This window comes from Paenibacillus sp. XP01, from assembly GCF_057364885.1.
Genome location: NZ_CP139481.1, coordinates 1,392,981 through 1,418,612 on the forward strand (window position 1 = coordinate 1,392,981; position 25,632 = coordinate 1,418,612).

At 47.6% G+C, this 25,632-nt stretch carries 22 protein-coding genes; 21 read left to right on the forward strand and 1 reads right to left on the reverse strand.

Annotated elements, in window-relative coordinates; all coding sequences use genetic code 11:
- Positions 1-601 precede the first annotated feature (601 nt).
- Positions 602-5,200 carry a glutamate synthase large subunit gene (gltB, locus tag SNR34_RS06280; RefSeq protein ID WP_486181445.1) on the forward strand — a complete coding sequence of 1,533 codons (4,599 nt, stop codon included), beginning with the start codon at positions 602-604 and terminating at the stop codon, positions 5,198-5,200.
- Between the two features lie 228 nt (positions 5,201-5,428).
- Entirely contained in the window at positions 5,429-5,587 is a 159-nt protein-coding gene (locus tag SNR34_RS06285) for a hypothetical protein (RefSeq protein ID WP_236415245.1), read from the forward strand.
- A gap of 102 nt (positions 5,588-5,689) precedes the next feature.
- On the opposite strand, the gene SNR34_RS06290 is transcribed toward SNR34_RS06285, so the two are convergent.
- A complete protein-coding gene (locus tag SNR34_RS06290; RefSeq protein ID WP_236415243.1) occupies positions 5,690-6,058 on the reverse strand; it encodes a helix-turn-helix domain-containing protein in 369 nt (122 codons plus the stop codon).
- Between the two features lie 389 nt (positions 6,059-6,447).
- On the opposite strand from SNR34_RS06290, the gene SNR34_RS06295 reads away from it, so the two are divergent.
- The 19 genes from SNR34_RS06295 to SNR34_RS06385 all read left to right on the forward strand — a co-directional run bounded on the left by SNR34_RS06295 (position 6,448) and on the right by SNR34_RS06385 (position 25,556).
- Entirely contained in the window at positions 6,448-6,882 is a 435-nt protein-coding gene (locus SNR34_RS06295; RefSeq protein ID WP_339276571.1) for a hypothetical protein, read from the forward strand.
- A 149-nt stretch (positions 6,883-7,031) separates the two neighbouring features.
- The gene (locus SNR34_RS06300; RefSeq protein ID WP_236415240.1) at positions 7,032-7,784 is read left to right on the forward strand and encodes a tyrosine-protein phosphatase; all 753 of its coding nucleotides are present in this window, start codon (positions 7,032-7,034) and stop codon (positions 7,782-7,784) included.
- Positions 7,785-7,842: 58 nt separating this feature from the next.
- Positions 7,843-8,595: a YveK family protein gene (locus SNR34_RS06305; RefSeq protein ID WP_236415239.1), complete on the forward strand. Its 753-nt coding sequence runs from the start codon at positions 7,843-7,845 to the stop codon at positions 8,593-8,595.
- Entirely contained in the window at positions 8,576-9,250 is a 675-nt protein-coding gene (locus SNR34_RS06310; RefSeq protein ID WP_236415238.1) for a CpsD/CapB family tyrosine-protein kinase, read from the forward strand. The genes SNR34_RS06305 and SNR34_RS06310 overlap by 20 nt, the downstream gene beginning before the upstream one ends.
- A gap of 231 nt (positions 9,251-9,481) precedes the next feature.
- Positions 9,482-10,393, forward strand: a complete 912-nt coding sequence (galU, locus tag SNR34_RS06315) for a UTP--glucose-1-phosphate uridylyltransferase GalU (RefSeq protein WP_486181446.1) — start codon at positions 9,482-9,484, stop codon at positions 10,391-10,393.
- On the forward strand, positions 10,390-11,058 hold the full coding sequence (locus tag SNR34_RS06320; protein WP_236415236.1) for a sugar transferase: 669 nt from the start codon (positions 10,390-10,392) through the stop codon (positions 11,056-11,058). The genes galU and SNR34_RS06320 overlap by 4 nt, the downstream gene beginning before the upstream one ends.
- Positions 11,059-11,083: 25 nt before the next feature.
- A complete protein-coding gene (locus tag SNR34_RS06325; RefSeq protein WP_486181447.1) occupies positions 11,084-12,046 on the forward strand; it encodes a UDP-glucuronic acid decarboxylase family protein in 963 nt (320 codons plus the stop codon).
- Positions 12,047-12,050: 4 nt separating this feature from the next.
- Positions 12,051-13,244, forward strand: coding sequence for a glycosyltransferase family 4 protein (locus tag SNR34_RS06330; RefSeq protein ID WP_486181448.1), 1,194 nt, complete (start codon positions 12,051-12,053; stop codon positions 13,242-13,244).
- Positions 13,245-13,267: 23 nt separating this feature from the next.
- The gene (locus SNR34_RS06335) at positions 13,268-14,539 is read left to right on the forward strand and encodes a hypothetical protein (RefSeq protein WP_486181449.1); all 1,272 of its coding nucleotides are present in this window, start codon (positions 13,268-13,270) and stop codon (positions 14,537-14,539) included.
- Between the two features lie 56 nt (positions 14,540-14,595).
- A complete protein-coding gene (locus tag SNR34_RS06340) occupies positions 14,596-15,726 on the forward strand; it encodes a glycosyltransferase (RefSeq protein WP_290371444.1) in 1,131 nt (376 codons plus the stop codon).
- Positions 15,719-16,801: a glycosyltransferase family 4 protein gene (locus tag SNR34_RS06345; RefSeq protein WP_236415230.1), complete on the forward strand. Its 1,083-nt coding sequence runs from the start codon at positions 15,719-15,721 to the stop codon at positions 16,799-16,801. Before SNR34_RS06340 ends, SNR34_RS06345 begins: the two co-directional genes overlap by 8 nt.
- Before the next feature lie 37 nt (positions 16,802-16,838).
- On the forward strand, positions 16,839-17,984 hold the full coding sequence (locus SNR34_RS06350) for a glycosyltransferase family 4 protein (RefSeq protein ID WP_486181450.1): 1,146 nt from the start codon (positions 16,839-16,841) through the stop codon (positions 17,982-17,984).
- 32 nt (positions 17,985-18,016) lie between these two features.
- Positions 18,017-18,913 carry a glycosyltransferase gene (locus tag SNR34_RS06355; RefSeq protein WP_290371441.1) on the forward strand — a complete coding sequence of 299 codons (897 nt, stop codon included), beginning with the start codon at positions 18,017-18,019 and terminating at the stop codon, positions 18,911-18,913.
- Positions 18,913-20,298 (forward strand): oligosaccharide flippase family protein, encoded by a 1,386-nt coding sequence (locus tag SNR34_RS06360; RefSeq protein WP_339276587.1) that lies wholly within the window; start codon positions 18,913-18,915, stop codon positions 20,296-20,298. The genes SNR34_RS06355 and SNR34_RS06360 overlap by 1 nt, the downstream gene beginning before the upstream one ends.
- Positions 20,291-21,253, forward strand: a complete 963-nt coding sequence (locus SNR34_RS06365; RefSeq protein WP_486181451.1) for a polysaccharide pyruvyl transferase family protein — start codon at positions 20,291-20,293, stop codon at positions 21,251-21,253. The genes SNR34_RS06360 and SNR34_RS06365 overlap by 8 nt, the downstream gene beginning before the upstream one ends.
- 36 nt (positions 21,254-21,289) lie before the next feature.
- Positions 21,290-22,681 carry a sugar phosphate nucleotidyltransferase gene (locus tag SNR34_RS06370; RefSeq protein ID WP_486181452.1) on the forward strand — a complete coding sequence of 464 codons (1,392 nt, stop codon included), beginning with the start codon at positions 21,290-21,292 and terminating at the stop codon, positions 22,679-22,681.
- Complete coding sequence (locus tag SNR34_RS06375; RefSeq protein WP_486181453.1) at positions 22,678-24,009, forward strand: UDP-glucose dehydrogenase family protein; 1,332 nt, start codon at positions 22,678-22,680, stop codon at positions 24,007-24,009. Before SNR34_RS06370 ends, SNR34_RS06375 begins: the two co-directional genes overlap by 4 nt.
- A gap of 39 nt (positions 24,010-24,048) precedes the next feature.
- The gene (locus SNR34_RS06380; RefSeq protein WP_486181454.1) at positions 24,049-24,966 is read left to right on the forward strand and encodes an LCP family glycopolymer transferase; all 918 of its coding nucleotides are present in this window, start codon (positions 24,049-24,051) and stop codon (positions 24,964-24,966) included.
- 14 nt (positions 24,967-24,980) lie between these two features.
- Positions 24,981-25,556, forward strand: a complete 576-nt coding sequence (locus SNR34_RS06385) for a VanZ family protein (RefSeq protein ID WP_486181455.1) — start codon at positions 24,981-24,983, stop codon at positions 25,554-25,556.
- The last annotated feature ends 76 nt before the right edge of the window (positions 25,557-25,632 follow it).

Here is a 25,632-nt window from a genome sequence, read left to right on the forward strand (position 1 = left end):
ATAGTGTACAAAAAGTGCAAATAGCTTATGCCCCCTAAAAAGGGCATAAGCTATTTTTGCATAGGATTGCATGCCTGGCGCGCGATTTGCTGGACCGCCGGATCCGATTTTGGCGAAAAGAGGGGGAAATGCAGGCCCCATATGGAATGTTTTTCTTTTGTCAGCAGATAAAATCAGTTGTACTCTTGCGCGAAATGTGTATAATTATTCGAAAAAGAGTTGGATTTTAGCGTTACCGCACTAACGCTTCACTGCAAAACAATTCTTATCAGAGGTATTAAAAAGTTTAAATTGCGCTGATGTTAGGTCGGTGTTAAAATGATAGAACTTATTAAACACGTCGCTCCATTTTTAACGGCCATGCCAGTGGCCGAAAATGCCAATCATCATGCATTCGTGCCCGCCCGGGCCGCGGACGGCATGTAACCTTCAAGGCATATACCGAACTACGACAGCGCTCTTGAATCGGACGGCCATTGTGCCGCCACTCCGCAATTTTGGCAGGCACTTGCATCAAGTTGCCGGCTCCTCCCGTCTCAATGTTGCTTGTCGCCAAAGTCTGGATCTCCGAAATACTTCATTAATAGAAAGGTTGCGTTCCATGAAACAGATCGGATTACCACCCAAACAGGGTCTGTATGACCCGCAATTCGAAAAAGATGCATGCGGAATGGGCTTTGTGGCCCATATCAAAGGTGTAGCTTCACACGATATCGTTAGCCAGGCGCTGACCATGCTCAGTAACATGGAGCACCGTGGCGGACAGGGCAGTGAACCGAATTCCGGTGACGGAGCCGGTATTTTGATCCAGATTCCTCATCGCTTTTTTGCGAAGGAGGCGGAGCGTCTCGGTTTTGCTTTGCCAGAACAAGGACATTATGGTGTAGGCATGCTCTTCCTTTCCCATGATCCGGCCATTCGCGGCGCCCATGAGGAAAGCCTCAAAAAAATCATTGAAGAAGAAGGCCAAACGGTGCTCGGATTCCGCGATGTGCCTACCTACGATGGCATGCTGGGGCGTTCCGCGCTTGCAGCGAAACCTCATGTCCGTCAGATATTCATCGGCAAGTCCGAGGACATCAAGGACGAGATGGCTTTCGAGCGCAAGCTGTACGTCATTCGCAGACGCGCGGAGCTGGCGATCCGTTATTCGGCTGAGGCACAAGCCGGCGATTCCTTCTATCTGCCAAGCTTGTCTTGCCGCAAAGTGGTATATAAAGGAATGCTTACGACAGAGCAGGTTGGAGAATTTTACCTGGATCTGCAGGAGGACCTGGTGGAATCCGCGATCGCACTCGTGCACTCCCGTTTCAGCACGAACACGTTTCCGAGCTGGGAACGCGCGCATCCGTACCGCTTCATGATCCACAACGGCGAGATCAATACGATGCGCGGCAACGTGAACTGGATGCATGCTCGCCAGTCGCTGTTCGAGAGCGAAGTGTTCGGCAGCGACATCGACAAAGTGAAACCGATCATCAACCCGGACGGTTCGGATACCGCGATGTTTGACAATACGCTGGAGTTCCTTTATTTGAGCGGACGTTCCCTGCCTCAGGTAGCCATGATGATGGTACCGGAGCCGTGGAGCACGGATGAAGGCATGGACCCGGCCAAAAAAGCATTTTATGAGTACCACAGCACGCTGATGGAGCCATGGGATGGACCGGCAGCGATGGGCATCACCGACGGCGTGCAAATTTGCGCAACGCTGGACCGCAACGGTTTGCGTCCTGCCCGTTATTATGTAACGAAAGACGATCGTATCATTTTGTCCTCCGAGGTAGGGGTACTGGATATCGCGCCGGAAGACATCCTTTACAAAGACCGCCTGCGTCCTGGACGGATGCTGATCGTGGATACGCAAGAAGGACGCATCATCTCCGATGAGGAAGCAAAAGCGAAAATCGCGGCTGAAAATCCGTATCAGGCATGGCTGGACGAACATCTCGTAGACCTGAAGGAACTGCCTGAAGCGCCTGAGCTGCCGGAGCCGAAGCATGATAACGTGACCCAGCTGCAGCTTGCGTACGGGTATTCCTTCGAAGAACTGCGCAAAATTCTGGAGCCGATGGCGTCCACCGGAATGGAAGCGACAGGTTCGATGGGATACGATGCACCGCTTGCGGTGTTGTCCGATCGCCCGCAGCGGTTGTACAACTACTTCAAGCAGATGTTTGCCCAAGTCACGAACCCGCCGATCGATGCGATTCGTGAGGAGATCGTAACCTCGACGGCAACGACCATCGGGCCTGAGCGCAACCTGCTGAACCCGGAACCGGAGAGCTGTCGTCAGATTCGTCTCGAGACGCCGGTTCTGTCCAACGAGGATTTTGCGAAAATCCGCCACGTCCGCCGTCCGGGCTTCCGCTCGATGACGATTCCGATCTTCTTCGCGGCGAAAGAAGGCGCGGAAGGATTGCGCAAAGCGATGGACCTGCTCTTCGAAGCAGCGGATCGCGTTATTGATAAAGGACACAACATCCTGATCCTGTCGGACCGCGGCGTGGATGCGGAAAATGCAGCCATTCCTGCATTGCTTGCCGTTGCCGGTCTGCACCATCATCTGATCCGTCAGGGGACAAGAACGAAAGTCAGCATTTTGCTGGAATCGGGAGAACCGCGCGACATTCATCACTATGCCCTGCTGCTTGGCTATGGGGTAAGCGCCGTGAACCCGTATCTGGCATTCGAAACGCTGGATGACATGATCCGCCAAGGTATGCTGCGCGGCATCTCGCATGAGAAGGCGGTTAAAAACTATATTAAAGCGGCGACCAAAGGGGTTATTAAAATCCTGTCCAAAATGGGGATTTCCACGATCCAGTCCTATCGCGGAGCACAAATCTTCGAAGCGGTCGGTTTGAAATCCGATTTCGTGGACCGCTATTTCACCTGGACGCCTTCCCGGATCGGCGGGATTGGCTTGGAAGAAGTCGCTGCGGAGGCGCTTAGCCACCACAACCGCGCGTTTACGGAGAAGGACGGCAATGACAAAGTGCTGGATTCCGGCGGTGAATACCAATGGCGCAATGACGGGGAGGAGCATCTGTTCAACCCGCAAACGATCCACACGCTGCAGCACGCCGTTCGCACCGGTGATTATAAACTGTATAAAAAGTATTCCAAGCTGGTACAGGGCGAGAACGAGCAAATGCTCACCATCCGTTCGATGCTGAAGCTGAAACCGGTCGGTCCAGCCATTCCGCTGGATGAGGTTGAGCCGCTCGAAGCGATCATGCGTCGTTTCAAAACGGGAGCCATGTCTTTCGGTTCCATCAGCAAAGAGGCGCATGAGGACCTCGCGATTGCAATGAACCGCGTCGGCGGCAAATCGAACACGGGCGAAGGCGGGGAGGATCCAGCACGTTTCGTGCCGGATGCCAACGGCGATTCCCGTCGCAGCGCGATCAAGCAGGTTGCGTCCGGCCGATTCGGCGTAACGTCCAACTACCTGGTCAATGCGGACGAAATTCAGATCAAAATGGCCCAAGGCGCGAAACCGGGCGAGGGCGGGCAGCTGCCTGGACGCAAAGTGTATCCTTGGGTTGCCGAGGTCCGCGGATCAACGCCTGGCGTAGGTCTGATCTCTCCGCCGCCGCATCACGACATCTACTCCATCGAGGATTTGGCGGAGCTTATCTATGATCTCAAAAACGCCAACCCTCGCGCGGAAATCAACGTGAAGCTGGTATCCGAAGTGGGCGTAGGAACGATCGCGGCCGGCGTAGCCAAAGGCCGTGCAGACATCATTCTCGTCAGCGGATACGATGGGGGTACAGGTGCGTCACCTCAAGGCTCGATCCGCCATGCGGGAATGCCGTGGGAGCTTGGCTTGGCCGAGACACACCAGACGTTGATGCTCAACAACTTGCGTGATCGCATCGTGCTGGAGACCGATGGTAAAATGCTCAATGGTCGTGACCTTGCAGTTGCGGCTCTGCTTGGAGCCGAAGAATACGGATTCTCGACGGCACCGCTCGTGGCGCTGGGATGCATCATGATGCGTGTATGTCAAATGGATACTTGTCCGGTGGGCGTGGCCACGCAAAATCCGGAACTGCGCAAAAATTATATGGGCGATCCGGCCCATGTCGTAAACTTCATGCGTTTCGTCGCCGAAGAAATGCGCGAAATCATGGCAGAATTGGGCTTCCGCACGATCCAAGAGATGGTTGGCCGTACCGACTGTCTGGAAGCTGCGGATGCCGCGGACCATTGGAAGAAAAAAGGCGTGGATCTGTCCGTGCTGCTGCACGTGCCGGAAATGCCGGAAGGTTCTGCGCGCTACCGTACGCAGTTCCAGAACCATGGTCTGGAAGAAACGCTGGATATGCAGCAGCTGCTGCCGCTGGCGCAGCCTGCGCTCGAATCCGGGCAACCGGTGGAAGGCGTGCTGCCGATCACCAACGTCAACCGTGCCGTCGGAACCATTCTGGGCAGCGAGGTTACGCGCAAGTATGGTCTTGCCGGACTGCCTGAGGATACCATTCAATTCAAATTCATCGGCTCTGCGGGACAAAGCTTCGGTGCGTTTATTCCAAAAGGCATGACGATGACGGTTGAAGGGGATTCCAATGACTATGTAGGTAAAGGACTGTCCGGAGGCAAACTGATTGTGATGCCTTCTCCGAAAGCGACATTTGCGGCTGAGGAAAACATCATCATCGGCAACACCGCCCTGTATGGAGCAACCAGCGGGGAAGCGTACATTCGCGGAATCGCCGGCGAACGCTTTGCGGTTCGTAATTCGGGGGCTAACGTCGTCGTGGAAGGCGTGGGAGACCATGGCTGTGAATACATGACCGGTGGGCGCGTTGTCGTGCTCGGCGATACAGGCCGTAACTTTGCGGCAGGAATGTCCGGAGGCATAGCATACGTTTATGATCCGAAAGGCACATTCTTGCAGCGGTGCAACCTGGAGATGGTTCTGCTTGAACGTGTGGAAAGCACGGAAGAGAGTGCCGAACTGCGCGGCATGATCCAGCGCCATGTGGCCTTCACTGGCAGTGAAGCGGGTCAGCGCATTCTGGATCAATGGCAGTCATCCCTGGCTGACTTCGTTCGTGTCATTCCGAAGGACTTCAAACGCATGACGGAACAAATTGAGCGTGCACAGGCTTCGGGCCTGACGGGCGAAGCTGCGCTGCTGGCCGCTTTCGAAGCCAATATGCGTGAGCTTGCTCGAACCGGAGGCTAAGCCGTCCGTTTATATTCAAACATTTTGCTTCATTATATAACCGAAAATAAAAGCAGGAGCCTAACGACAACGCGATTGGTGTCGTTAGGCTCCTGTTTTGTTTTCGACAAAATTAGAACCACCCTCAAAAACGTTCTCGCCACAAGACGACAACATAGATATGGCAACTCAAGTATAATAAGAACAGTTTTGGAGTCAGGAAAGTATAGTAAAGAGAGGGTTAGCGGAATGAATATGAAGCATCCACACAGTCGCAGACCTAGACCGACAAAAGGCAAACCGGTGGAAACTACCAAGCTGGACATCACCAAGGTGTTGCTGCAATGCGGGATCAAACCTGAACGCTGGGAACAATTCGTATCCTCCGCGACCGGCAAGCGTTCTTGACCGCAATGACATACATGGATCGGAGGGAAATAAAGAAGAGACGAAAAAACCCAGGTACCGAAAAAGATCATCTTCATCGGACTGGGTCTTTTTATTTGTTCCTCATTTCATGCTGCGTTCCATCCGGACAAAAGCAATAAAGCGACGGGCCTCTTCTTCGGTAAGAGGTTTACCGTCGATCATTAAATCGAAACGATCCAGCACTTCCTTGTCCGATAATTCAAGGGAGTCCACGAATTCCCGCACATCTTCGTCCATCACCACATCCGTGTGTTGCGTGCGGCCAACGAGATAATCGATAGATACCCCAAAGATATCGGCAAGTTTGGTTAAGACTTCAAAATCGGGTTTGCGACGATTCTTTTCATAGTGAGAGAGAGCAGCTCTGGTGATATGAATGGAGCTCGCAAGTTCTTCTTGAGTAAGTCCCCGCTGTTCCCTTAATTCAGCAATGCGATTTCCGTAATTCATAAGCTTATCCCCCTGAACGCCAAGTCAAATAATTTTCAACGATCCCAAGCCATTATTTTGATCAGGGCAGCTATCTGCAATACGTCGAACAAGATCCGGCATTCCGATCAAGTCAATATTTATCCCGGGCCCAGTTCGAAAAAGTAATATCTTCCCATGGATTCTGACCAAATATAGTTCTGTCTAAGGACATCTCATATTGTCGTATATCAAAAGAACCATGTCCAAATACCGCTTGACATGATACTTATTGTATCGTAAATTGAACCTATAGAGTTACGAAATGTATCATTTGGAATAATTTAAGTGTAACCAAGCTGCCTGCACAATATACATCCGGCAAGATGCGTCATATTGCGGGCTATCCCATCCTTTAAAGGAATGAAAACATGGAACCAATGTTAAGCGAGTGGGCCAAATTGGAACTAAACGTTCATATGTACATTCACGCGTTTCAAGGCAAACAGGTAGAACGAAAGCGGCGTCCAGTTATGCTGCTCGGCATGGATACCAAGGAGCTCACGTTCCTTAGCGATCTAGACCTGCCCATCTCACCGGAAATGGTGATCGGATTGGACGTGGAAGATCATCATGCGTGCTTGCGGCTTCAAGCCGTACTTCAATGGAAGCAGCCGTTTGGAGAGCTGATATTGTATCATTCAAAGCTGCATATTCAGCAAGAGCAAGCACTATATATAACAGGACAGTTAAACAACATGCTTCGAGATGTGCAGTTTCCGGTTGTTCCGCGAGATCCGTATGAAAAATCGCCGCAACCCCCGATTACTGCGAAAAACATCCATTACATCGATTTTACCATATAAAGTCGAAGGCAATCTAAACATTTTCTAAACAAGCATTACTTAACGCCATTTTACTATATTTTATGTCGTTATGCATTAGTTCTTTAACACCAAAACAATTGCGCAAGAAATACGGGGCGAGGAGGAGCATACATTGAGGAAGTTTGGTTATGGTTGAAATACACTGCCACATTTTATTCGGTCTGGATGATGGTCCCTTCCATGTGGAACAATCCGTCGCTATGGCCGAGAAGGCGGCAGTCTCCGGAATTACCTCCATTATTGCCACTCCGCATCACTTGAACGGGCATTATAATAATGACCCGATTGTGGTCAATCAGGCAGTGAAACTGCTTCAGGAAGAGCTGGGAGAGCGTAATATTCACCTGGAGATTCGCCCCGGACAAGAGATCAGGGTACATGACAACCTGATCGATGACCTGTACGCCGGAAGATGCTGCACGCTGGCCGGAAGCCGTTACATGCTGCTGGAATTGCCCTTTGACCACATTCCCCCGAAGTTGTCCGACATTTTATATGAACTCAAAATGGCGGGCATTGTTCCGATTCTTGCTCATCCGGAAAGAAATCGCGTTTTGCTGCGCAAGCCGAAATTGTTAGCAGAGTATTTGAGGCAAGGTGGATTATGCCAGCTTACATCCCAATCGTTCACGGGGCTTTTCGGGCGGAAAGTTCAGAAATGGTGTTTTCATTTTTGCAAAGAAAACGGATTTCATTTCATTTCATCGGATGCTCATGACATTCAAGTGAGGACGTTTGCATTGCGAGAGGCTTATGCATTAATTGAACGTAAGTTTGGGCACAGATTCGTTCAAGTTTTGCAGGATAATGCAGGTTCATTATGGTGGAACAGAAGAGTGAAGGGCGAAAAGTTAACCCGAAGACGAAGGTTCCTGTTTTGACAACCAGCGGCAAGGCCATCAGGTGAATTAAAAAGCAGATTTGAATGGAGGAAATGGCGTGGAACTTAAAGAGTACATGAAGATTTTGCGTAAACGAATCTGGATCATTGTCACATTTGTGTTGGTTGCCTGCGTAGGAGCTGGGGTGAAAAGTTATTTCTTTACTACTCCTATATATGAAGCGAACACCAAATTAATCGTGAATCAGGCGTACAATACGGATGGAGTGCCTAGTCTCGATATTTCTTCGATTCAGACGAATATAAAGGTGATCAGTTCATACATGGAAATCATTAAATCTTCAGCCATCCTCGATAAAGTGGTTACTACATACCCCGATCTTGGTTTAGACGCGAATCAACTGCTTCGTAACATCAAGGTATCTACCGCAAACGAGTCTCAAGTGATGAACTTGACCGCCCTTGGAGTGTCCTACGAAAAAGCCGCTAAAACAGCGAATGCCGTCGCGAAGGTATTTCAAAAACAAATCCCTACTATTATGAAGGTCGACAATGTGACAATTCTAAGCGAGGCCAAACCGACAGAAGTGTCCAAACCTATTAATTTCAATCCAACGATGAATATTATGGTCAGCTTTTTCGTTGGTCTCTTGCTTGCTGTAGGTTTTGTAATTTTATTGGAATATTTGGATGACACGATTAAAACAGAAGATGAGCTGGAGAAGGAGCTTGGTATCCCGGCCCTTGCCGTGATCTCCAAGATTAGAAAAGAGGAAGCACGTGCATCTAAGCTAAATTCGGCACATCCAAAGAAAGTAGGTGACGGTCAGTATGCCACGGCAAACCAATGATAAAGGCGGCCTCATCACGATGGCTAACCCCCAATCCAACTCGTCGGAGGCATATCGTAAACTGCGGACGAATATTCAATTTTCGTCCATCGACAGCCAGATCAGAACGATTATGATTGCTTCCGCGATATCGGGCGAGGGCAAGACAACAACGATTGGAAATTTGGCCGTAGCCTATGCGCAAGTAGGGAAGAAAGTGTTACTTATGGATACCGATCTGCGGAAGCCGGCAGTGCATCGAATGTTTAATGTGCCGAACCATATTGGCCTGACGAGTGTATTGTCGAGTCAATACCAAATCACGGAGGTTCTGAGGGAGACCGGTGTTGAAGGACTGCATGTGCTTACATCTGGTCCAATTCCTCCTAATCCTTCGGAAATGATCGGATCGCGAAAAATGCTCGCGTTGCTCGAAGATTTGAAGGAAGAGTATGACGTTATCCTATTTGATACACCTCCTGTGTTAGCCGTATCAGATGCACTGATTATCAGTTCCTTGGTGGATGGAGTCATTCTTGTAGTGAGTGCGGGCAAAGTCAAGAAAGATCTCGTCAAAAAGGCTAAAGCTCATCTGGAACATGTTAATGCACGTATACTTGGAGCGGCGCTGAACAACGTTCAGCTATCCAAGGGACAGTATGGCGAGGATGCTTAAAAGGTAGTGTCGTCTGACAGTCCATTCAATCGTCGTTATTAACATTTCCAAGGTCATGTCTACTATACCTCTATCAAGGTAGACACTCGGTCACACTGTGGGTAGTGTACCTTAGACGTTCATCGTCGAGGGTGTGATGTGAGGTAGGGTTAAATGCCCAATCAAATAATCATCTTTTATGTTGTTATGAAATCTAGTTTCATAAAAATATTAGAGGATAGGGTGGTTTTTATGAGTAGAGTTAGGAAAGCAATCATTCCTGCGGCGGGTTTGGGAACCCGATTTTTGCCTGCCACGAAGGCGATGCCTAAAGAAATGCTCCCTATCGTAGACAAGCCAACCATTCAATACATTGTAGAGGAAGCCATTGCTTCAGGGATCGAGGATATTATCATTGTGACAGGTAAAGGCAAACGTGCCATTGAGGATCATTTTGACAGTGCGTTCGAGCTGGAGCAGAATTTGCTGGAAAAAGGGAAACACTCCTTGCTTGAAGAGGTCAAAAAATCCTCTAACGTTGATATTCATTACATACGACAAAAGGAGCCTCTAGGTCTCGGGCATGCCGTCTGGTGTGCGCGGAACTTTATTGGTAATGAACCGTTTGCCGTACTGCTTGGCGATGATATTGTTGTTTCTGACGTACCTTGCACCAGACAGTTGATCCAGCAGTATGAGGAGGTTCAACAATCGGTTCTGGGTGTGAAAACGGTGAGTCCAAGCGAAACATACCGTTATGGTATCATTGATCCTTTGCATACGGAAGGCCGATTGTCCTCGGTTAGCAGCATGGTGGAGAAGCCACCTCTGGGCTCGGCTCCCTCCAATCTGGCCATTATGGGCCGTTACATTTTGACGCCGGATGTATTTCGGTATCTGGAAGCGCAGCATATCGGCGCTGGGGGAGAAATCCAATTAACAGATGCACTACAAAAGTTGAATGATGATAAGGGCTTATATGCCTATGATTTTGAAGGAACTCGTTACGATGTGGGAGAGAAGCTTGGTTACATTCTGACCACGCTTGATTTCGCACTGAACAATGCAGAACTTCGTGCGCCCGTACTAACCGCCATTGAAGATATCTTGATGAGAGAGCATTTGAAACATCGTATGCTTGTGGGTGGAGGGGATAGTCTGTGAACCTCTCAGGACCGGAATATGTAGTAAACCGTGAAGCTGCCGTGCAAGAGGGAACTGCAGCAGTCCTGGATCAGACTTGTTCCCGGCGAGTTGGAGGTTATGCGGATTTCTGGAAACCGTTTATCGATGTCATGGTAGCAGCCGTACTGTTGCTCGCCGTTTCACCTGTGATGATCCTTGTAGCTATTATGATCAAACTCGATTCTCGAGGACCCGTTCTATTTCGCCAGGATCGCTATGGAAAGAATGGTACGAAGTTCAGCATTTATAAATTCAGAACCATGTATACGGATGCACCCAAATACAGTGTTTCTCCTACAAGCAGTCTAGACCCGCGGATAACCCGAATCGGCAGAATCCTTCGCAAGACGAGTCTGGATGAATTGCCGCAGCTGTTGAATATTCTTAAAGGAGAAATGAGTTTTATCGGGCCGAGGCCGGAGATAAAAACGATTGTTGAGCAAGAGTACACCGAGCTGGAACGCAGACGGTTTATTGTGAAACCCGGAATAACCGGCTTGTGGCAGGTCAGTGAAGCGCGCAAAGAGCCGATTCACCACAATCTGCAGTATGATTTCCATTATATTTCGAATGTTTCCTTGAGCATGGACATCAAAATTATCATTCAAACCCTACGTGTCATGATTAAAAGCAATACGTTTTGACCTATTATAATGGAGCGTGATCGGATTGAAACATATCGTTGTGACGGGCGCAGCCGGGTTCTTGGGTTCACATCTCGTCAAATCTCTGGTTGGGCAAGGCCATCGTGTTACCGGATTGGATAATCTGTCCACCGGCGTTATATCCAATTTACAAGAGGTGGCGGAAAGCCCCCTCTTTTCTTTTGTCGAAGCGGATGTTACCGTTCCTGCGTCGTTGAGTTTTCTAGACGATGAGCCTCTGGATGAAATCTACCATCTTGCATCACCAGCTTCGCCCAAATTTTATCAAGCCGATTCTTTGGGTACAATTTGGGTCAACACACAAGGGACGTATCATATGCTGGAGCTTGCTCGCCTCAAAGGAGCACGGTTCCTCTACTCCAGCACAAGTGAAGCTTATGGTGATCCGGAAGTGCATCCGCAGCCTGAAAGCTATCGTGGTTACGTGAACACATGGGGACCACGAGCTTGTTACGATGAGTCCAAACGTTTAGGTGAAGTGCTCTGTTACGAATATTATACGAAGCATCAGGTAGCCGTGAGGGTAGCTCGCATTTTTAATACGTATTCTGCGGGGTTGCGCAACGACGATGGTCGGGTAATTTCGAATTTTGTGACCCAAGCGCTGACTGGTCGAGATATTACCGTATATGGGGATGGTTCGCAGACCCGGTCATTCTGCTATGTGGACGATAACATCCAGGGATTGGAAAAATTGATGGCATCGGATCAGGCAGAAGGGGAAATTGTAAACATCGGTAACCCATCCGAATACAGCGTGCTTGAAGTGGCTCACCTCGTTAAGCGGCTTACACAGTCGGAGAGCCATATCGTATATATGCCTTTGCCTCAGGATGATCCCAAAGTCAGAAGACCGGTCATTGACAAAGCCAAAAAATTGCTGGATTGGGAGCCGAAAATCGGTCTGGAAGAGGGGCTCGGTCGCATGATCGAACATTATCGTTCCATGCTGCTGGGGACGACCTGATCCTATGGCCAAAGTATTAATTGCCCACAGCCTCTATCCGCCGAACATCATTGGGGGGGCTGAGGTGTCCACCCAAATCCTGGCACAGACGTTGCGTCGGCGATATGAAGTTCAAGTCGTGACCGTTGGCCGGCATAACGACAGAAAGGTCCAACTCGACCGTGTGAATGGAATCGATGTATTCCGTTTGCCTTATAACAATCAGTACTGGGTTGGAGATATCGAGAGGCAATCATCGGTGGCAAGTAAAGTCATGTGGCGCATTCAGGATATATTCAACCTGAGGCAATATCGGCACATTAAAGAGATTCTTGTCCGCGAAAGGCCCGATCTGGTCCATACGCAAAATCTACCAGGTATTAGCTTGGCGATCTGGAGAGCTGCCCGTGAGCTGAATATTCCGGTTGTACATACGCTTCGGGATTACTCTTTGATCGAACCGATTGGTATATCGGTTTATTCCAAGATCTATAGAGTCTTTTCACGAAAATCCAGTCAAACGATCTCGTCCGTCATTGGCATTTCCGGCCATATTCTTGGGACTCACACCGGACTTGGATTTTTCGAGGGCTCCAGCAAACATGTCGTACACAACATTGTAGAAAATGATGCAGATGCGGCAGAGCTATATGAACAGAAAAAAGTGAACGTTAATGGCCCGCTCCATATCGGGTATTTTGGCCAACTTACCGAAGTGAAGGGCGTTCAGTATCTGATTGAGGCATTCAAGGGGCTTGGGCCAGATATTGCAGGTCAACTGCATATTTTTGGCGAAGGTCCTCTGCTTTCTTCGTTACAACAATCCGCAGCCTCGGATAATCGCATCAAATTTGAAGGGAAAATTGCCAAAACGGAGATTGCCAGACAGATGGCAGCGATGGACCTTGTCATTGTCCCTTCGATTTGGGGGGAGCCATTTGGAAGAGTGGTCATTGAATCCTATCAAGTAGGGACACCGGTGTATGCATCGCGTGTCGGAGGAATGGTGGAAATTTTGCTGGATGCGGACGATTTTTCGTTTGATCGCCAAAGCTCAGAGGCGATCAAGCAGTCCATTTTGCGATATTTTCATTTGAGTGAGGAGCAGAAAGAAAAAATAAAAGAACGTTGCTATGACCACAGCCAGACCTTCAATGAATCTTATCTTCTCTCTAACCATGTGAATATTTACGATAAGCTGATCAGACATGGGGGTTAAACATATAGATGGCATCTATAGAGATGGGAAGACCCGTATATGGGATATCTTTGGTTGAACCTAAGCATTCGCTGTTGAAGCTTTCGATCCATGCTTTGTTAGTATACTTGGCATGTTATGGACTAATTTCTATATATGTCGACAATATCATTGTTCGTTCTCTCAAAGATGTGGGAATGTCCTTGTTGGCCATTTATGCTTTAAGCAAAGTGTATCACGAGCAAAGAACATTTATCGTACCCTTTCTATTTTTGCTAGGATCTATATTTTTCTTAGGTTCATTGAATTTGTTGCTTGGAGGAAGTTTCGTTGCGCTGATTTATGGATTCAAGATTACCTTTTTGCCGATGATGATGGTATTCATTGGCATGTTAATCGCTAAATTCAATGCTGTGGAGTTGTTCGCTAGAACAAATTTGTTCATCCTGGTCCTTCTCATTATAGGCTGGCTTATTCAATATTCGCTTGGAATAGAGAAGCTGATCTCGCTTGGATTCGTCTATGGCGTAAATATAAAAAATTATTTTGAGGGAGTACCGCGTCTGCCCTCGATCACCTATTCACCAGACGGATATGCTTATGCCTTGTTGATTTCAGGACTAATTGCCGAGAAAGTCCGTTTGGCAAGAAACTATCGAATAATTCGCCTATCGATTCAGCTGCTTACGATTAGTTTTTTGTTTATGTCTACCATTCGTTCTGCGTTGGTCTTATGGGGAGTGTATCAGATTGTCATGTTCCTCCTCCATATGCGTCAGTACAACAAACGCAACTTGTTGTTGTTGTCCAGCGTGTTTTTCCTGCTTCCGGCGGCAACTGTGCTTGGGGTACAAGTTTTGAACAATTATAACTTATTGTCAGTTACGTCCATGCTGGACCGTTTTCAGAACTGGGGATATGGTTTAACCTCGCCCTTCACGATGCACGGGATGATTGGGAACGGCATTGGCGCCGTGGGAGCTGCCAGTCGCCGAATGAATATGATTGGTCTACAATCCAGAGATTATGCCGTGGATAGCCAATTCTTCTCTTTTTATGAGCAAATAGGATTGATTGGGGTCATGTATATATCAATCTTATTTTTGTGGATAATGCACAGTCTCATAAAGCGAATGAAGCAGCTGCCTGTGACTGATCGCCTGAAGTTACCGCAAACCGCGATCGGACTTGTTGTAGGTGTAGCAGCAGCAAGTGTTACAACGAATGTACTTGAGATGTTTCCTTCAAACGTCTTTCTTTGGTTATTTGTAGGTGCAGCCTTGTACCAGCATCGGAAAACAGAGGAAATACCATAAAGAATGGGTGAGCAAAGTTGAAGATTTTGCATATCGGCGAGTATGTTGTTGGTGGAGTGGCGACATACATGAACGAAGTTGTCGCTTATCAACGAAATTATTTTGATGTTCATTTACTTTTAAGTGACTATAACTCGGCTTCTGATTTCGATTTAGAACCCGAACGCATTTGTCGGTATACCTATAAGCGTCATCCTAAATTTTTCTTCTCTGCCATGAAACAGATCTACCAAAACATACAAAGAATTCAACCGGACATTATCCATGTCCACAGTTCGTTTGCAGGCATGCTTGTAAGAGGTTTGTTTTTTATTACTCGGCGCAAAGCTAGCGTGATTTACTGCTCACACGGCTGGTCCTTTCTAATGGACACCAAGCAGTGGCTTAAAAAAGTTTATTTCATGATCGAGAAGATCCTCGAGTTCAAAACCGACTGTATCATTAATGTCTCGAAACGTGAATTGGAACAGTCCATTCGATTTGGGATGTCCCCTTTCAAATCCAAATTAGTCTACAGCGGAATTAGCGAGAGACAGAGGAATGTGTCACTCGATCATCGACATTCGGAATATCGGTCATCAGAAGAATCTTCAAGCATTCAGCTTTTATTCGTAGGTCGTTACGATTGGGCCAAAGGGTTGGACATCCTGTTGGATGTATTCCAACAGCATCAGCATTTACAGCAGCGGATTACATTAAGCGTAGTAGGTGAGCCTGTACTAGAAGATGATCATCATTTACATTTTTCGGATAATGTCATTCAAATAGGGTGGGTGAATCACGAGGAAATCGATGAATATTACCAGAAGTGTGATGCGGTTATTATGCCTTCCCGATGGGAGGGATTTGGTTTGACGGCTGTGGAGGCGATGAAGAATAAAAAACCCGTGATCGTCAGCAATCGTGGAGCATTGCCGGAATTGATAACACATGGAATGAATGGTTACGTCTTTGATATAGATCAGTCCGACGAGCTGCCCGATTTGCTGATGCAATTGGACAAAACCACTTTGGCGGAAATGGGAAACAAAGGTTATGAGATTTACAAAGAAAAATTCAGTTCTGTAAGAATGAATGAAGAAATAGTAAACATTTATTATGAAGTATCCAATATGCGGGGTAAAATTCCGGCTCCTACAACGAAGCATGCGAAATTTTCGGAGAGAATGGGAGAAGTGCATGATTAAAATATATATGAATGCCCGATTCTTGACCCAGACCGTTACAGGGGTACAAAGGTATGCCATAGAACTCGTGAAAGAAATTGATAGGTTGATTGACCAAGGCGCTATTGACTCAAAGCAATATCAATTTCATCTTCTGTCACCTAACAACGTAATAACGAAATTGGAACTTAAACATATCAGTCATAGAGTTGTCGGTAAATTGAAAGGTCACCTGTGGGAACAGTTCGAACTTCCTTTCTATTCAAGAGGGGGAATGCTGATCAATATGTGTAATACGGGGCCTGCTTTCAAAAAAAACCAAATCGTCACCATTCATGATGCTGCCGTATTTAGCTCCCCGGAAGGTTTTTCCTTTGCCTTTCGTAATTGGTACAAATTTTTGTTGGCACGTTTGGGGAAGTCCTCAAAGAAAATAATTACGGTATCTCATTTCTCCAAAAAAGAATTGATCCTCAATTGCAAAATAGAGGAGGAGAAGATTGCAGTGACTTATTTGGGGATTGATCACATCCATCGTATACAGGCGGCACATGGAATTATTGAGAAATATCAATTACACAGTCCGTATATTTTAGCGGTGTGCGCAATGAATCCCAATAAAAATTTTAAAATGATTTTTGATGTAGTGCCTGAACTTGAAGGCCATGATTTAAAGGTTGTTATTGTAGGATCTAAAAATAGCAGAGTGTTCGGAGAGCAAGATACGCCTCATTTCGATTCCGTACATTGGCTGGGGTATGTATCCGATGAAGAATTACTTGCTTTATACGAGCATGCTGCCGGTTTTATTTTCCCTTCGCTGTACGAAGGCTTTGGTTTGCCCCCGCTCGAAGCAATGGCGCTCGGATGTCCCGTCGTTGTATCTTCCCGCGCTTCCATTCCTGAGATATGCGGCGATGCTGGATTATATTTTAATCCCCTTGATCCTAAGGAGGCTGCCGCACGTTTGATCGAGGTTACATCAAACTCGGAACTAGGTCAAAAATTGTCCGATAAGGGCAGGGAGCATTCGGCGTTCTTTACTTGGAACAAATGCGCCAAAGATACCGTCAACATTATCATGAATGCGGTATGAGCAGGTTGGCTGCGTTCTTTCGAGGGAGATGACGAATATGAACAAAGTATTTGTAGCGATTGATTTTCCTCCTGAAAAAGGCGGAATTCACGATTATGCTTACGGGCTTATTTCACAGATGCCTGCGGAAGAGACCACGGTTCTGACCAATAAAATAAAGGATTCGGCACAATCAAGCCAGTTTGACCAAAGTGAAGGATTCGAGATTATCCGCAAGCGTATTTTCTGGAATTCGAATAAGGTGCTCTTGCTTATATCCCAGCTGATCTTATTGATACAGTTAATCCTGCTAAGATGGCGCAAAAAAACGAATGAAATTCATTTCATTAATGTGTTTCCGGTAGGAATTGCTGGTCCAATTATGAAAACCTGTTTTGGTGTAAAGTATTTCACTTACGTTCATGGTCTGGACGTTATGGGAATGCGCGGCAGCAGGTTTTTTCCTCTGTTGATGACTATATTGCGGCGTTCCGACAAGGTTATTGCCAACAGTCAATATACACGCTCTAGACTTGTGGAGCTAGGCATCAGAGAAGAACAGATTGTGATTATTCCGCCAGGCTTGAATATTGGGAAGCTGAGGGGGGCCGTTGGCCACGAGGTAAACGTCAGGAGTAAGTATGGTCTGCAGGATAACAAGGTCATGATTACCGTTTCCAGATTGGTTGAACGTAAAGGTCACGACATTACGCTTCGTGCCGTTCGTCAAGTCGTGAAGCGAATTCCGGATCTGAAGTACGTTATCTGTGGGGAAGGACCTTACCGTAGTGAACTGGAACGTTTGGTCCAGCAATACGAACTGGAGGATGTTGTTGTTTTTACAGGGGGGATCCCTGACCATGAGCTTCATCAGTTGTACCAATGTTCCGATCTGTTCATCATGCCCAGTCGTGATATTAAGGAAAAGGGTGACGTTGAGGGGTTTGGCATTGTGTTTCTGGAGGCTAACTATTACCGGTTGCCGGTCATTGGCGGCAATAGCGGAGGGATTCCGGACGCTGTCAGGGACTCTGTTACCGGTTATCTGGTTGATCCTTTGAATGAAAAGGAAATTGCGGATCGAATCGAACAATTGGTGATGGATGAAGATCTTGCAAGGACGCTTGGGGATAACGGATATGATTGGGTTATCAATCATTGCCTCTGGTCGCATCGAGGCCAGCTGCTAAGGCAATTGGCTTAAACGCAAAATATTGCAAATTTCGGGGTGAGGACATGAGGGCGTCAGTAGCCATATGTACGCATAACAGAGGGAATGACACCATGCAGGCTGTGGATAGTGTCTTGAGAGGAGACACGGAACAGAGTGAATTTGAAATTTTGGTCATAGATAATCGTTCTACAGATAATACCAAGGAATTGTTTGATTCCATGCAATTTCCTTCGAATGTAAGATATATTTTCGAACCCCAATTAGGATTGTCTTATGCAAGGAACAGGGCAATTGAAGAAGCGAAAGGTGAATTTATCCTGTTTTTGGACGATGATGCTCTTGCTTTTCCATCCTGGATCGATGAAGTCTTAAAAATATTCGATAAGGATCCTGCGATCGGTTGCGTTGGCGGAAAGATCATCCCTCTTTGGGAAGGGGGCAAGCCGGACTGGATACCGGACGATATCGTGAGTTTGTATACGGTTATGGATTTTTCAGATCATGTAGTAGAGATGCAGGCTCCACATATCCCGTTTGGCGCGAACGTATCGTTTCGGAAAAACATATTCGAGAAGATCCAGCCGTTTCGAGTGGATTTGGGACGCGTAGGAACTAACTTGATGTCAAGTGAAGAGAGCGAACTGATTAGCCGTGTCCGATTAGAGCACAAAATTTATTACAGTCCGTTTGCGGTCGTAGAACATAAAATTTCTAAAAGTCGATTGAACAAACGCTGGCTGTTAAGACGGATGTATTGGCAGGGAATCAGTGACGCAACGCGGTACAGAAAAAGTGCGTGGGGAATCTTCAAACATGTGATAAGAATTGCACAGGCACTGGTGCTTATGTTGCTTTCGGTGAACAATGTAAAAAAAGTAACTAGCCAAATGGTCAAAATTTCTTATCGCAATGGCACGATCGTGGGTTCATTTCGGAAAAGCAAAGGGATGAACGCCTGATGAGCCTAGTCGCTGCAAAGTCCCCAAGATCGAACAGCATGCTCCAAACGATTCTCATGACCAGTTTTGCGAACATTGCCATTATGGCTGTAACGACGCTTACTTCCATCCTGACCGCTCGCATGTTCGGAGCTGCGGGGAAGGGGGAACTGGCCGCCGTGCTGTTCTGGCCGGCGTTTTTGTCTGGTATTGCGGCATTCGGGCTGCCGACATCGTTGATTTATAACGTGAAGAAGAACCAAAATCAGCTCTCAACCTATATTGGCATGAGTTTTGCAGTTCAGCTGCCGATCAGTCTGATCATCGGTATCGTCAGCTGGATCGGAGTCTCTTCATGGTTAACCGGATATTCGGATTCGGTAGTCTCTTTAGCGAAATGGTATACGGTTCTTATGGTTCCTGTTCTGCTTTTGACAGGTGTCTTGGCCGCAGCCGCCCAAGGCACGGAACGATTCCATGTATACAATTTGTCGAGGCTGCTCGTTCCTTTGATCAATCTTCTGGGGCTGGTAGCCCTGTGGATCGCAGGAACGCTGACCGTAGAGCGGGCTATTATTGTCAGTCTGGCATCTTCGTTTCTTGTACTTGCGGTCTACATGTATATGATGAGAAGCCAAATCCTCGACTCGGCTGGCCAATTCATGCACCGATTCAAGGCTTGCGTGCACTTGTTCAGTTACGGCATTCGGGTGTATGGCGTTGAATTGCTAGGTACGCTCTATACCCAATTCGACAAGATCATCATTGTAGCATTGCTTACTCCACGCGATTTTGGCCTGTATTCCGTCGTGTATGCTCTTTCGAGAATGTTTAATGTCGTACAAAATGCGATAACCAACGTGATCTTTCCGAAAGTGGCAGGCATGGAAAAAGAACGGGTATTGCTGCTGGTCGGCAGAGCTTTTCGAATCAGCATGGTGCTGATGACGATTATAGTATTGCCAAGCATGTTTATTGGTCGTTTTTTTATTGGTCTCCTGTTTGGGCCGGAATTTTTGCAGGCCAGCGGCGTCTTCTACTTGCTTTCACTTGAATGCATCGTAGGTGGAGGTTCATGGATTTTGGCCTCGGCGTTTAATGCGCTTGGGAGGCCAGGGGTCATCGTGCTGAGACAGGTTATTGCGCTATCCGTGACGATTGCGCTATTTTTTGTGCTTACGCCCACGTTTGGCTTGCTGGGGATTGCAATTGCCTTGCTCGTCGGCTCATTTGTTCGTATCCTGATGTCCCTGATATCGATCTCCATTCTGTTCAAGCTGCCCTTGCATAGCATGATCTATGATTCCAAGGATATCCCGTTCTTGAAACAAACCTTCAGAGAGAAAAATCCATTCAAAGGAGCTCGGAAAGATGCCAAACGTGCAACGGACTCATCCCATGGATGAGCTGAAACAACGGCTTTCACAGCTTTTGGAGGCGATCCCTCCAAAATCAAAGATCTTTTATTTGGACTATCCGGTCTATAGCAATGGCGGGGACCTGCTAATTATGAAGGGGGCGTTGGCTTTTTTTAAAAGCAATGACATCCAAGTCACAGATTCGTATAGCGTACACGATTTTCACGAAGATGTCAGGATCCCCGAAGACCATATCATTGTGATGAGCGGAGGAGGGAATTTCGGCGATTTATATGATTCGCACCAAAGACTCAGGGAACTTGTAGTCCAAAAGTATCCAAGAAATAAAATCGTCATATTGCCCCAAACGATTTTCTACAAGGATGTAGCCAACCTGCAAAAGACCGCAGAACTATTCAATCGGCACAGTAATCTGTATGTATATACTCGGGATGAATCTTCTTATAAGCTGGCGACCACATATTTCACCCGCGCTCATGTAGGGCTTCTTCCGGATATGGCGCATCAATTATGGAAGATTCAGACCCCGGTCACCGCGAAAAAGGCGAAACTGAACTTCTTGAGAACCGATATTGAAACCAACGCAGAACAGTCGGATATCGTTGTCCAAGGCGACACTGTAGATTGGGCATCATTGTATAACAGATACGAGAAAAAGATGATATTTTTGATGGCGAACGCTCTCCGTAAGCGAAAAGCAAGAAAGCTGCTGCAGTTTGCTTGGAACGTGTACAGCGACTACCTGGTACGCAAGGCTGTTCGGCTCTTCGCCCAATACGAAATGATTCATACCTCCCGGTTGCATGGACATATTTTGTCCTGCCTGATGGCAAAGCCAAATATCTTGATAGATAATTCGTATGGAAAGAATTCAGGCTACTACCAGCTATGGACACATGAGGTGAACACGGCGAATATGGCCGGCTCCGCCAAAGGCAATATGTCCTTGGATCATGGATACAAAGAAACCGTCACGGTTTAAAAAAAGGGATAAAATAAGGAGTGAAGTGACTACGTTATGAGAATCGTACTTCTTTCCGGCGGGTCCGGCAAACGGTTATGGCCGTTGTCCAATGACACACGCTCCAAACAATTTCTGAAAGTGCTGGAAGGCCCCAATGGGCAGGCCGAATCGATGGTTCAGCGTGTATGGAGACAGCTGCAGCATACCGGGTTAAGCGAATCGGCCACTATTGCAACAAGCAAACCTCAGGTTGAGATTTTGCGCAGCCAATTGGGAGAGGAAGTGGACCTCGTTGTAGAACCGGAGCGCAGAGACACCTTCCCGGCTATTGCATTGGCGGCCGTGTATCTGTATTCGGTCAAGGGTGTCAGCCTGAATGAGACTGTGGCTGTACTTCCGGTAGATCCCTATGTGGAAGAGGCCTTTTTTCATAAAGTGACCGAACTTGAGTCCATACTAAACCAATCCGAAGCGGAACTGGCTTTGATCGGCGTCAAACCGACATATCCTTCCGAAAAGTACGGGTATATCATTCCCGGCACCAAAGAAGTGGAGAATGAGCATGCTCCATATACGAAAGTATTGCGTTTCCAGGAGAAACCCCGCGAAGCCGAAGCGGCAGAGATGATTCAACAATCTGCGCTTTGGAATTGCGGGGTTTTTGCATTCAACCTGAACTACCTGATCAATCTCCTGATTTCCCTTGAACTACCCATCCAGTACGAGGAGATGCTTAAGCAATATGACAGGCTGGAAAAAATCAGCTTTGATTACCAGGTTGTCGAGAAATCCGGTCACATTGTGGTCACGCCGTACGAGGGGTATTGGAAGGACCTCGGCACATGGAACACACTGACGGACGAAATGAGCACCAACATTGTTGGGCCGGGCGTCATGAGTGGAAATTCGATCAACACTCATCTCATCAATGAATTGAATATCCCCGTATGCGTGCTTGGCGTGTCCAATCTTATAGTGGCAACGAGCCCGGATGGCATTCTTGTCAGCGAGAAAGAGGCCAGCCCCCAGGTCAAAGAGGTATTGAAAGACCGCAATGACCGGCCCATGTACGAGGAGCGCCGCTGGGGATGTTACCGGGTGCTGGACTATACGCGAAATGCGGACGGCGATGAGGTGCTGACGAAACGCATCGTGATCGGTGCCGGCAAAAATTTGTCCTATCAGTATCATTTGAAACGGAATGAAGTGTGGACGGTTGTGTCGGGTCAGGGAGAATTCATACTTGACGGCGACCTGATGAAAATTTCCCAGGGGGACAATATCGTCATCCCGTTAGGGTGCATGCATAGCGTAAAAGCTGTAACCGAACTTGAAATCATTGAAGTGCAGATGGGCAGCGAATTGGTGGAAGAAGACATTGTCCGCATCGAGACGGAATGGGCTGAAATTATCCAAAATTGCGTGAACTGGGGGAGAAGAAGATGAACATAGCGGTGATTGGAACGGGATATGTCGGTCTTGTGTCAGGAGTATGCTTTTCGGAAATCGGCAACAAGGTCATCTGCGTGGACAACAATCAAGCCAAGGTTGATATGCTCAATGACGGCGGCGTGCCGATCTACGAGCCAGGTCTTCAAGAACTGATGCAATCCAACATGAAAGCAGGCCGATTATCCTTTACGTCGGATATTGCCGAAGCCATGGACCAATCCGATATCATTTTTATTGCGGTAGGCACGCCTCCCCTGCCAAATGGAGAAGCCAATCTGAGTTTTGTTGAGCAGGTGGCGCTGGAAATCGGAACCCACATGAAAAATTATAAAATCGTGGTGACCAAAAGCACCGTCCCCGTCGGCACGAATGATCGCGTGAAAGACTTGATCAGCAGCATCAGCGGTCAACCTTTTGACGTGGCTTCGGTACCTGAGTTTTTGCGGGAGGGGTCGGCCGTAAAGGATACGCTGCATCCGGATCGCATCGTGATCGGAACGGATAGCGATCGGGTCATCAAAACGCTCAAAAAGCTTCATCGTCCGTTAACGGACAATATCATCATCACGGACATCCGCTCTGCCGAAATGATCAAATACGCATCCAATGCTTTCCTGGCAACCAAAATTTCGTTCATTAATGAAATTTCGAATATTTGCGAAAAAGTAGGCGCTGACGTCACTCGCGTGGCCGAAGGCATGGGGTATGACAAACGGATCGGATCCGCCTTCCTGAAGGCGGGAATCGGCTATGGTGGTTCATGCTTTCCCAAAGATACCCAAGCCCTGATCCAGATTGCGGACAGGGTTGATTACGATTTCCGCTTGTTGAAGTCCGTCGTGCAAGTCAACCAGGACCAACGCTTTCAAGTCATTCGCAAACTGGAAGAGGCTGCCGGGTCGCTCCAAGGTAAAACGATTGGCATTTGGGGACTTGCATTCAAACCGGACACGGACGATGTGCGGGAGGCGCCGGCAATCGATATCATCAACTATCTTCATGATGCCGGGGCAGTCATCAAAGTGTATGATCCGATCGCGATGCCTAACTTCCGCAAAGAAGTCGATATTGCTTCGATTCAGTGGTGCGAAGATGCTTTGCAGGCAGCGAGGGATACGGATGCGTTGTGCGTGTTGACCGAATGGAAGGAATTTTCCAAAGTTGATTTGCAGGACCTGGTCCATGTGATGAAAGAACCCATTATGATTGATGGACGCAATCTGTATGGCCCGGAACAAATTCTGGCATCAGACCTGCAATATTATTCGGTTGGCCGTCCGGGGCTGGTCCGCATTCAAGGAAAAACAGCGGCAATCATTTAACGAGTTCATCCACAATCGAGTATGAGCGAGGGCAAACTTATGAAAAAGTGGCTAAAAATCACCATATGGACGTTTTCCCTATTGATTCTGGGCACGGCGGGGTATGGCATCTACCTGTATCAGTCCGTTAAGTCCACCGCTGAGCAAATCTATGAACCGCGCAATCCGGTCAAGCCGGTATCCATTACAAATAAAGGTGGAGGCCTCCCGGTAGATCTAAACAGCAAGGAGCCGTTCAATGCGCTGATTCTTGGGGTAGATGAGAGACCCAATGATTCGGGACGATCCGATACAATCATTGTATTAAGCGTCAACCCGGCCAAACACAAGGCGCTTTTGTTCAATATTCCGAGAGACACCAGAACGGAGATTGTCGGACATGGCACAGAGGACAAAATCAATCATGCGTATGCGTTCGGTGGAGTGGACATGTCGATTCGAACGATCGAACAATTTTTGGGCATTCCGATCCATTATTACATGAAAGTGGATATGGAAGGGTTTGCTCGGATTATCGACCTGGTGGGTGGGGTCGACGTGAATAATCCATTTGCTTTTGATTATGACGGGATGCGCTATGAGAAGGGGAATATCCATTTGGACGGTTCGGCTGCCCTCGGTTACTCAAGAATGCGTTATGATGATCCAAAAGGAGACCTTGGGCGCAATGAAAGGCAGCGCGAAGTGTTGAAAAGCGTGTTTCAAAATTCGCTGCAGGTTTCAAGCGTCATGAATTTGCATTCGGTGCTCGAAGAGTTGGGAACCCATGTCAGAACCGACCTGACATTTGATGAAATGAAAGAGCTTTTGTTCGAATATCGCAGTGATTTGGGAACGATCGACACGGTTGAAATTCAAGGCAAGGGCGAAAAAATAGACGGCATTTATTATTATATCGTGGACCAGGCCGAACGGGACCGGATTCGTGGAATTCTTGAGGAATACGCAGAAAAATAACGTGCAGAGGGCTAATGAAAGTGGTGATACCCATCATTGCAGAGGAGGTTGCTCGCAAAAAAAGAAGGCGAGTCAAAAGCAACGGTTACAAGCGCCGGAGAACGTTCGGTTATATTCTGTGGTTATTGTTTATTCTGGGCTGGATCATGCTGATCTGGTCCTTCTCCATGCAAACCTATCAACAGCAGAGCATTCAGCCTTGGTTGCACAACTGGGCAGAACATTTGCGGTTGAAAATATCGTTTCCGGACATTGCCTTCCATTACGGTGATCGTTCTTACTCTTTAAGGCAGCAGCCCTACGAATTTGTCGAATTTATGTTCCGGAAGACTGCGCATCTGTTCGTGTATGCTGTCCTGGGAATATTGGTCTATGCGAGCTTGCGTTGCAGGAACGTGCATTGGGCCAAATGTGCAATGATCTCATTGATCGTCGTTGCAGCCATTGCAGGCACGGATGAGTACATACAGCAGTTTTCCAAGGATCGAACTTCATCTGTTCGCGATGTTGGAGTGGATCTTCTTGGGGGCGCAGCCGGCATTTTGATCTGGGTGGGGGGCAGGTCCCTTTTTAGGAAAAAGCGGCAATAGGCTTCGATCGTTTGTCCTGAAGCAACGATGATTTCCCAGGAAATGCGCACAATGTTCCTTCTACTTGTCCTTCATT